Source organism: Pseudoalteromonas sp., assembly GCF_041613455.1.
In the GTDB taxonomy this organism is placed as follows: Bacteria; Pseudomonadota; Gammaproteobacteria; order Enterobacterales; family Alteromonadaceae; genus Pseudoalteromonas.
Window position 1 is genome coordinate 41,795 of the sequence record NZ_JBFJHD010000007.1, and the last position, 8,072, is coordinate 49,866.

9 protein-coding genes are annotated in these 8,072 nt (G+C 42.3%); 7 read left to right on the forward strand and 2 right to left on the reverse strand.

Annotated features, from left to right (window positions below; all coding sequences use genetic code 11):
* Together ABYB02_RS01695 and ABYB02_RS01700 are read right to left on the reverse strand one after the other, a co-directional pair.
* A complete protein-coding gene (locus tag ABYB02_RS01695) occupies positions 1-561 on the reverse strand; it encodes a YajG family lipoprotein (protein WP_372760422.1) in 561 nt (186 codons plus the stop codon).
* On the reverse strand, positions 562-1,710 hold the full coding sequence (locus tag ABYB02_RS01700) for a methyltransferase (protein ID WP_372760424.1): 1,149 nt from the start codon (positions 1,708-1,710) through the stop codon (positions 562-564).
* 43 nt (positions 1,711-1,753) lie between these two features.
* Here ABYB02_RS01700 and ABYB02_RS01705 point away from each other — a divergent pair, with 43 nt between their 5' ends.
* The 7 genes from ABYB02_RS01705 to ABYB02_RS01735 all read left to right on the forward strand — a co-directional run.
* Positions 1,754-2,350: an alpha-ketoglutarate-dependent dioxygenase AlkB gene (locus ABYB02_RS01705; RefSeq protein WP_372760426.1), complete on the forward strand. Its 597-nt coding sequence runs from the start codon at positions 1,754-1,756 to the stop codon at positions 2,348-2,350.
* Between the two features lie 74 nt (positions 2,351-2,424).
* Positions 2,425-2,739 carry a BolA family protein gene (locus ABYB02_RS01710; protein WP_372760441.1) on the forward strand — a complete coding sequence of 105 codons (315 nt, stop codon included), beginning with the start codon at positions 2,425-2,427 and terminating at the stop codon, positions 2,737-2,739.
* Between the two features lie 123 nt (positions 2,740-2,862).
* On the forward strand, positions 2,863-4,056 hold the full coding sequence (gene fabV / locus ABYB02_RS01715) for an enoyl-ACP reductase FabV (RefSeq protein ID WP_372760428.1): 1,194 nt from the start codon (positions 2,863-2,865) through the stop codon (positions 4,054-4,056).
* A gap of 346 nt (positions 4,057-4,402) precedes the next feature.
* Complete coding sequence (locus ABYB02_RS01720) at positions 4,403-5,746, forward strand: Na(+)-translocating NADH-quinone reductase subunit A (RefSeq protein ID WP_372760430.1); 1,344 nt, start codon at positions 4,403-4,405, stop codon at positions 5,744-5,746.
* A 1-nt stretch (position 5,747) separates the two neighbouring features.
* On the forward strand, positions 5,748-6,950 hold the full coding sequence (locus ABYB02_RS01725; RefSeq protein WP_372760432.1) for an NADH:ubiquinone reductase (Na(+)-transporting) subunit B: 1,203 nt from the start codon (positions 5,748-5,750) through the stop codon (positions 6,948-6,950).
* On the forward strand, positions 6,943-7,692 hold the full coding sequence (locus tag ABYB02_RS01730; RefSeq protein ID WP_372760434.1) for a Na(+)-translocating NADH-quinone reductase subunit C: 750 nt from the start codon (positions 6,943-6,945) through the stop codon (positions 7,690-7,692). Before ABYB02_RS01725 ends, ABYB02_RS01730 begins: the two co-directional genes overlap by 8 nt.
* The coding region (locus ABYB02_RS01735) for an Rnf-Nqr domain containing protein (protein WP_372760436.1) at positions 7,692-8,072 on the forward strand (381 nt) is incomplete at its 3' end. The genes ABYB02_RS01730 and ABYB02_RS01735, both read left to right, overlap by 1 nt.

Consider the following 8,072-nt stretch of genomic DNA (forward strand, 5'->3'; position numbering starts at 1 on the left):
TTAGCCTTCTAAAAATTGAATTAATTCGGGGTCAGATACAATGCGGGTAATTATTTGCTCAGTCAACTTATTAAGCTGACCTTCCACTTTTGCTCTATCGTGGCTCAGTGGCCCCGCTAAATTCGCATTGCCGCGGTACACTTTACTAAAATTGCTATTGGCACGAATGACGCGTATGCCAAATTCGATGTCAGCTTCGCTACTGTGGCTCATAAGCTTTTCCGTCACCACCGCTTGCAGCGCATGAATATCGAGCTCAAAACGCACCGCGGCTAAGTTAGAAATACTGGCCCCATTACGGCTCAGTGCACTGTCTAAAATACTTTTAATTGACGTGGTAATACCGTGGCTGGCAAAGGTTTTGGTTTTGTCAGATTCTATCAGTTTTAAGGTGGCACTATCACCGCGTAAATCAATCACACTGGTACTTAAGCTGCTATCAATTGAGCTTATTTGGCCGTTTTTATACACCGGGTTGAGTATAATTTGATTGGGTTGATTGCTGCACGCGGGAAGTGCAAGCAATACCAGCCAAGGTAAAAGGTATTTTATAATGTGCATTTATAACATTCCGGTATTTTTTGTGGCACTAAGTACAACAAACTTTTTGTTAGAGCCTAATAGCTTACAGTTACCAAACATACGGTTTAATTTGTCGTGATAATCTAAATGGCGGTTACCAATAATGCGTAACTCGCCACCTTCTTTTAAGGTGTCTTTCGCTTCTTTGAACATTTGCCATGCAATATGATCAGTCACCGCTTGTGCTTGGTGAAAGGGAGGGTTACACAACACCATATCGGCACTGTCGCGCTCAAACCCTGACAAGCAATCATTTTCGATAAATGTACATTGCTCAAATTTTTCTGCCATATTGAGCTCAACGTTTAACCGAGCAGATTCAACCGCCATGTACGACTCGTCAACAAAGGTGATAGAGGCGTTAGGGCAACGTGACAACGTCATTAAGCCAACCACCCCGTTACCACAACCCAAATCAATAATGTTTTTTGCTTTATTGGTTTGGGGTAGGTAATTAAAAAAGAACCGAGCGCCAATATCCAGCGAGTCCCGTGAAAACACATTCGCATGATTGGTGATGTTAAAGTCGGTGCCTTCAAGCTCCCAGGTCACCGGAAAATCAGCCGCTTTGTAGCCACCTTGCGCTTGGCTGATAATTAACCGTGACTTTTTAACTGCTAAGCTGGTTTTCGTTGCGCCAATAAATTGCTCAAATGCTTTAATTGTTGAGTTATGTACGTCTTTGGTTTTAGCCGCGCCAATAACCGGTGTACCGGGGGCTAATACTTCGCTCAGCTCAGATAACTGGTATTGTAAAAAGCCTAAAGTACGCGGTACCTTTATAAGTACTAAATCAATATCATCAGGCAGTGCAGACAAACTATCGAGTTGGCTAAACTGCGTGGTCGCTATTTTATTTTCGGCTAAGTTATACGCCGCTGCTTGATGGCTAATATACGAATCGTTTACTGAACAAACCGTTAATTGTTGTTGGCTAAAATAACAAGACAAGGCGCCAAAACTGTCATTTAAAATGAGCAAAGAGCGACAAGCGGGGTAATGTTCGCTAACATAGTTGATCAAATATTCATCGGCTGAGTCCCACGCTTGTAAACTGCGGTTTTTTTGATCCAATGGAAAGCGTTCTAGAGTAAAGGTTTTATCGCCGAGCTGTGCTTGCGTGGTCATAATAGTTTAGTGATCAGTAATCAAATGATAGGTAAATTCTAACATGCAACGGCCAAACGCCAACCCCCAACTGTTACCAAATGGCTTTTCTTATCAAAGTAGTGCGCTGAGTGCACAAAAAAGTCTCAATTTATTTTACTATTTACAGCAAAATTTGCCTTGGCAGCAGCCCAATAGCACTGTGTATGGCCGTACCGGGCCTATTCCGCGGCTACAGTGTTTTATTAGCGATGCAAATATAAACTACAGCTATTCCCACAGTAAATTAGTGGTGGAACCGTGGCCGACTATATTGTTAGCTATGCGCCAGCGTTTAGCGGCCCATTTAAAGCAACCGTTTAATTCTTTGCTGGTGAATTATTACCGCGATGGTAACGATAGTATGGGTTGGCACAGTGATGATGAAATAGAACTTGGCCCGCAGCCGACCATAGTGTGTATTTCGCTGGGTGCAGAGCGGGCTTTAAAGTTAAAGCACAAAGCCAGTAACACAGTAACCGAAATAAAGTTACACAGCGGCAGTTGTTTAGTGATGAGCGGCCATAGTCAGCGTGATTATCAACATGCCATCGCTAAGCAAACATCGTTAGCGCACCCACGCATTAGTTTAACCTTTAGGTATATAAAGCAGCGCGGTTAAAACTAAATTAGTTAGCCATTGAGCTGGGCTAATTGCTATAGTAAGCACATAACGAAGTAATAATGATGGTTTTTATGTCAATGCAGCAACAAATTCAACAAAAAATCAGCGATGCTATCGCCTGTAAACACTTAAATGTAATTAATGAAAGCCACATGCACAGTGCCGGCACCGAGTCGCATTTTAAAGTGATTGTGGTGAGTGAAGAATTTGCCGGTAAACGGCTATTACAGCGCCATCGTGAAATTAATGAAATATTAAAAGATGAACTCGCTAACCATATTCACGCTTTGGCTATTCACACCTATACGCCAGAAGAGTATGCAGAGCAAGATGGTGAAGCGCCTGAGTCGCCAACGTGTATGGGTGGCTCTAAGTCAGACAGCTAATAAAATGCTTTAATAACGACGATGATTTGCTCAAAATTCAGAGAGTAACTGATCAGATCAGTGTTTTTAGTTTTAGCCTTTAAACTAGCGCTAATTTTTATTGTCAAAGATATAGGATGATCAATGGTCATTAAGCCTAAAATTCGCGGATTTATCTGCACCAATGCACACCCTGTAGGCTGTGCTGAGCATGTTCAAGAACAAATTAATTATGTAAAGCAGCAGGGGCCATTAAACAATGCGCCTAAAAATGTATTAGTTATTGGTGCCTCTACCGGCTATGGCTTGGCATCACGCATTACCGCTGCATTTGGTGGCGGCGCTAAAACATTAGGTATTTTCTTTGAAAAAGAAGGTACTGAGCGTAAAACCGGCTCAGCAGGCTGGTATAACACGGCGGCGTTTCAAAATGCCGCAGATGAAGCGGGTTTATGGTCGAAAAACATTAATGGCGATGCGTTTTCGAACGAAATCAAGCAAAAAGCCATTGATACAATCAAAGCTGATTTAGGCAAAGTAGATTTGGTTATCTATAGCCTAGCGTCGCCGCGTCGTACCGACCCTAATACCGGCGAAGTGTTTTCATCAACCCTTAAGCCGATTGGCAATGCGGTTACCACAAAAAATCTAAATACCTCAAAACGTGAAATTGACGAGATCACGGTAGAAGCGGCAAGCCAAGAAGATATCGACAACACCATTAAAGTAATGGGCGGTGAAGATTGGGAAATGTGGATTGATGCGCTAAAAGAAGCCGATGTACTGGCTGATAATTTTAAAACCACTGCGTATACCTATATTGGTAAAGAGCTAACTTGGCCTATTTACGGCCACGCTACAATCGGTAAGGCAAAAGAAGACTTAGACCGTGCAACGGCGGCCATAAAACAGTCGACTCAGGCACTTAATGGTGAAGCGTATGTTTCATCACTGAATGCGGTTGTTACGCAAGCAAGCTCAGCCATTCCAATTATGCCTTTATATATCTCTGCACTCTTTAAAGTAATGAAAGCAGATGGCACCTACGAGGGCACAATTGAGCAAATTCATGGCTTATTTAGTGAAAACTTATACGGTGACTCACCTCGCTTTGACGAAGGCGGTCATTTATTCCAAAACTACAAAGAGCTAGAAGATGACGTGCAAGCGCGTATTCAAGCCGTGTGGGATAGCGTCGATACCAGCAGTATTGATGAATTAACGGACTATGTGGGCTACCACAATGAGTTTTTACGCCTCTTTGGTTTTGGTATTGATAGCGTTGATTACGAGCAAGACGTTGACCCAGTGCAACCTATTGCCAATATGATTGACTGATCAGTTGTATCAAACCGTTTAAAAAAGTCGCCTAGTGCGACTTTTTTATTGCTGGCATTTTTATCGCCATGATGCTTTTTAATAAACATACAACTTTGGTCTAGCTTGAATTTTAGTAAATAGTTAGCTCGAGGGTAAATAAGCCTTTCTCTGGGATAATTTTCATAAATACACTCGCATAGTCGGTCACAATGATGTTAAAATCAGAGCAATATTTGAGGGGTTTTGCTGCGTTGCTTGTTTAGTCTTAATAACAGGTTAGTTTTATGCTGGTTGTTGAGGTCAAAGTGGCGGCGTGGTTAATACGATTTTTCAGTTTCTTTCCGTTAATGTAGTGCAAGTGCGTATGATCAATATAAAAAAAGGTCTGGACTTACCCATAGAGGGCACACCACAGCAAGTTATTCATGATGGGTCTCCCGTCAAACGAGTAGCTGTGCTAGGTGAAGAATTTATCGGTATGCGTCCAACCATGCATGTTCGTGTGGATGACCAAGTAAAAAAAGGCCAGGTACTTTTTGAAGACAAAAAGAACCCAGGTGTATTATTTACTGCACCAGCTTCTGGTACAGTAAAAGAAATTAATCGTGGTGCTAAACGTGTACTGCAATCTGTTGTTATTGAAGTGAACGGCAGTGAGCAAATCACCTTTGGATCTTTTTCAGACACTGAACTTGCGAGTTTAGATCGTGAAAAAGCTAAAGAAGTACTTATTCAGTCGGGTCAATGGACTGCACTTCGTGCTCGCCCATTTAGTAAAGTAGCGGCGGTGGATGCAAATCCTAGCTCTATTTTTGTAACCGCAATCGACACTAACCCTCTTGCTGCAGATCCTGCGGTAATTATTGCTGAAAATGTGCAAGCATTTGAAGCGGGTTTAGCCGTTGTTTCGCGTTTAACCGACGGTAAAGTATTTGTTTGTAAGCAAGCAGGTAGCCAAGTACCTAGTTCATCAATTGCTCAAGTAGAAGTACATGAGTTTGGTGGCGTACATCCGGCTGGCCTTGTAGGCACACACATCCATCACCTTGACCCAGTATCTGCTAGCAAGCAGGTTTGGCATATTGGTTACCAAGACGTTATTGCCTTTGGTCACCTTTTCCTTACCGGTGAAATTTACACAGATCGTGTAATTTCTCTTGCAGGTCCTCGCGTTAAAAACCCTCGTTTAGTGAAAACACAATTAGGTGCTTCATTGGATGATTTAGTGGCTGGTGAATTAGAAGACGGTGATAACCGTGTTATTTCTGGTTCGGTATTGTCAGGCGCTATTTCAAACGGTGTTCATGCATTCTTAGGTCGTTACCACGTTCAAGTATCGGTATTACTTGAAGGTCGCGAAAAAGAATTGTTTGGCTGGATTGCACCAGGTAGTGATAAATTTTCAGTAACGCGTACTTTTATTTCTCACCTTGCACCAAGTCGTTTATTTAAAATGACTACGTCAACAGGTGGTTCAAAACGTGCCATGGTACCCATTGGTAGCTATGAGCGTGTTATGCCATTAGATATTTTGCCAACGTTATTATTACGCGACCTATTGTCACGTGACTTAGACAGTGCAATTTCATTAGGCGCACTTGAACTAGATGAAGAAGATTTAGCGTTATGCACCTTCGTTTGTCCTGGCAAATACGAGTATGGCGCTGCCTTACGCGATTGCTTAACTACGATCGAGAAGGAAGGCTAAAATGGGTTTAAAGAAATTTTTAGAAGACATTGAGCCGCATTTTGAACCAGGTGGTAAGCATGAAAAGTGGTATGCACTGTATGAAGCAGCGGCAACTATTTTTTACACGCCGGGTTATGTAAATAAAGGCGCAACACACGTACGTGATAACATCGACCTAAAACGTATGATGATTTTAGTGTGGATGGCAACATTCCCAGCGATGTTTTTTGGTATGTTCAACATCGGTCATCAGGCCGCGGGTGCATTAGCACAAGGTTTTGAACTAGCAAATACTTGGCAAGTAGGGTTGTTTCAATTAGTAGGCGGTGAATTAACTGCTGACGCTGGTTGGGGCGCCAAAATGTTCTACGGAGCCTGTTTCTTCCTACCTATTTACGCCGTAACGTTTGTTGTCGGTGGTTTTTGGGAAGTCCTGTTTGCTTCGGTGCGTAAACACGAAGTTAACGAAGGTTTCTTCGTAACCTCGGTGTTATTTGCACTAATTTTGCCAGCAACGATTCCTTTATGGCAAGTTGCGTTAGGTATTACCTTCGGTGTAGTTATTGCTAAAGAAATCTTTGGTGGTACTGGTCGTAACTTCTTAAACCCTGCATTAGCGGGCCGTGCGTTTTTATTCTTCGCATACCCAGCACAAATTTCAGGTGACACAGTATGGACTGCAGTAGATTCATTCTCTGGTGCTACTATGCTAGGTCAAGCGTTTGTAGGCACACTTGATTACAGCAACATGGTACTTTGGTGGGATGCGTTTTACGGTTTCATTCAAGGATCTGTAGGCGAAACATCAACACTGGCTGTGTTAATCGGTGGCTTGTTCCTTATTTATGTGCGTATTGCATCGTGGCGTATCGTACTAGGTGTATTCCTAGGTATGGTGGCAACTGCATTCTTATTAAATGCAATTGGCTCAGAGACTAACCCTGTATTTGCGATGCCTTGGCATTGGCATTTAGTACTAGGTGGTTTTGCGTTTGGTATGTTCTTTATGGCTACCGACCCAGTATCTGCTGCATTTACCGATAAAGGTAAGTTTGCTTATGGCGCGCTTATTGGTTTTATGGTTGTAATGATCCGTGTTGTAAACCCTGCTTTCCCAGAAGGCATGATGCTAGCAATCTTGTTTGCTAACTTATTTGCTCCACTGTTCGATCACTTTGTAGTGCAAGCTAATATCAAGCGGAGGTTGGCACGTAATGTCTAGTAATAACGAATCAATCGGCAAAACGTTAACGGTTGTTGTTGCGCTATGTTTAGTGTGTGCAATTATTGTTTCGTTTGCTTCTGTACAGCTTCGTCCTTTACAGCAAGCGAATAAAAACAAAGATATTCAAAGCAATATCTTAGCAGCAGCGGGTATCGATAAGGTAAGCAATGTTTCTGAAACATTTAACGCCAAAATCGAAGCACGTGTTGTCAACATGAGTAGCGGTGAATTTGTCGAGACAGATCCTACTATCTTTGACTTTGAAAAAAGCAAATTTGATGCTGCGCTAAGTGTTTCTTTAAAAGAACAAGGCGTAACTGATATTGCGGGTATTCAGCGTGTGACTAAAGAGTCGCCGGTGTATATCTCTAAAAAAGCAGATGGTTCGACTGACGCAATTATTTTACCTATACAAGGCTACGGTCTTTGGGGCTTAATGTATGGTTTTCTCGCGCTGGAAAGTGACGGTCAAACCATTAAAAACATTATCTTTTACAAGCACGGTGAAACACCGGGTCTAGGTGGCGAAATCCAAAACCCACAGTGGACTGCTAAGTGGCAAGATAAAGAGCTACCAATTGATGTTGTTAAAAGCGGCGCAAGTAATGAGCATCAAATTGATGGTCTATCAGGTGCAACTTTAACGTCTAACGGTGTTGATAATACAGTTGATTTTTGGACTGGCGAACACGGCTTTGGTCCATTCCTTGCGAAAGTACGTAAAGGAGCATTGAAATAATGGCTGATACTAAAGAAATGAAGGCGGTCCTGTTTGGTCCGGTTTTTGCCAACAACCCCATCGCATTACAAGTACTGGGTATTTGTTCTGCGCTAGCGGTAACGTCTAGCTTAAAAAACGCATTAATCATGTCAATTGCATTGACCTTAGTAACTGGGTTTTCTAGCTTCTTTATCTCGACTATTCGTAACCAGATCCCATCGTCGGTACGTATTATCGTACAAATGACGATTATTGCATCATTGGTAATTGTTGTTGACCAAGTACTACAAGCATTCTCTTACGCTACGGCTAAAGAGTTGTCAGTATTCGTTGGTCTAATCATTACTAACTGTATCGTAATGGGTCGTGCTGAAGCATACGCGATGAAGTCGCCACCA

Excerpts from the sequence above, each read along its gene's own strand:
- ABYB02_RS01695 (WP_372760422.1), bottom strand. The coding sequence starts at position 561 with ATGCACATTATAAAATACCTTTTACCTTGGCTGGTATTGCTTGCACTT.
- ABYB02_RS01700 (WP_372760424.1), bottom strand. The coding sequence starts at position 1,710 with ATGACCACGCAAGCACAGCTCGGCGATAAAACCTTTACTCTAGAACGC.
- ABYB02_RS01705 (WP_372760426.1), top strand. The coding sequence starts at position 1,754 with ATGCAACGGCCAAACGCCAACCCCCAACTGTTACCAAATGGCTTTTCT.
- ABYB02_RS01710 (WP_372760441.1), top strand. The coding sequence starts at position 2,425 with ATGTCAATGCAGCAACAAATTCAACAAAAAATCAGCGATGCTATCGCC.
- fabV (WP_372760428.1), top strand. The coding sequence starts at position 2,863 with ATGGTCATTAAGCCTAAAATTCGCGGATTTATCTGCACCAATGCACAC.
- ABYB02_RS01720 (WP_372760430.1), top strand. The coding sequence starts at position 4,403 with ATGATCAATATAAAAAAAGGTCTGGACTTACCCATAGAGGGCACACCA.
- ABYB02_RS01725 (WP_372760432.1), top strand. The coding sequence starts at position 5,748 with ATGGGTTTAAAGAAATTTTTAGAAGACATTGAGCCGCATTTTGAACCA.
- ABYB02_RS01730 (WP_372760434.1), top strand. The coding sequence starts at position 6,943 with ATGTCTAGTAATAACGAATCAATCGGCAAAACGTTAACGGTTGTTGTT.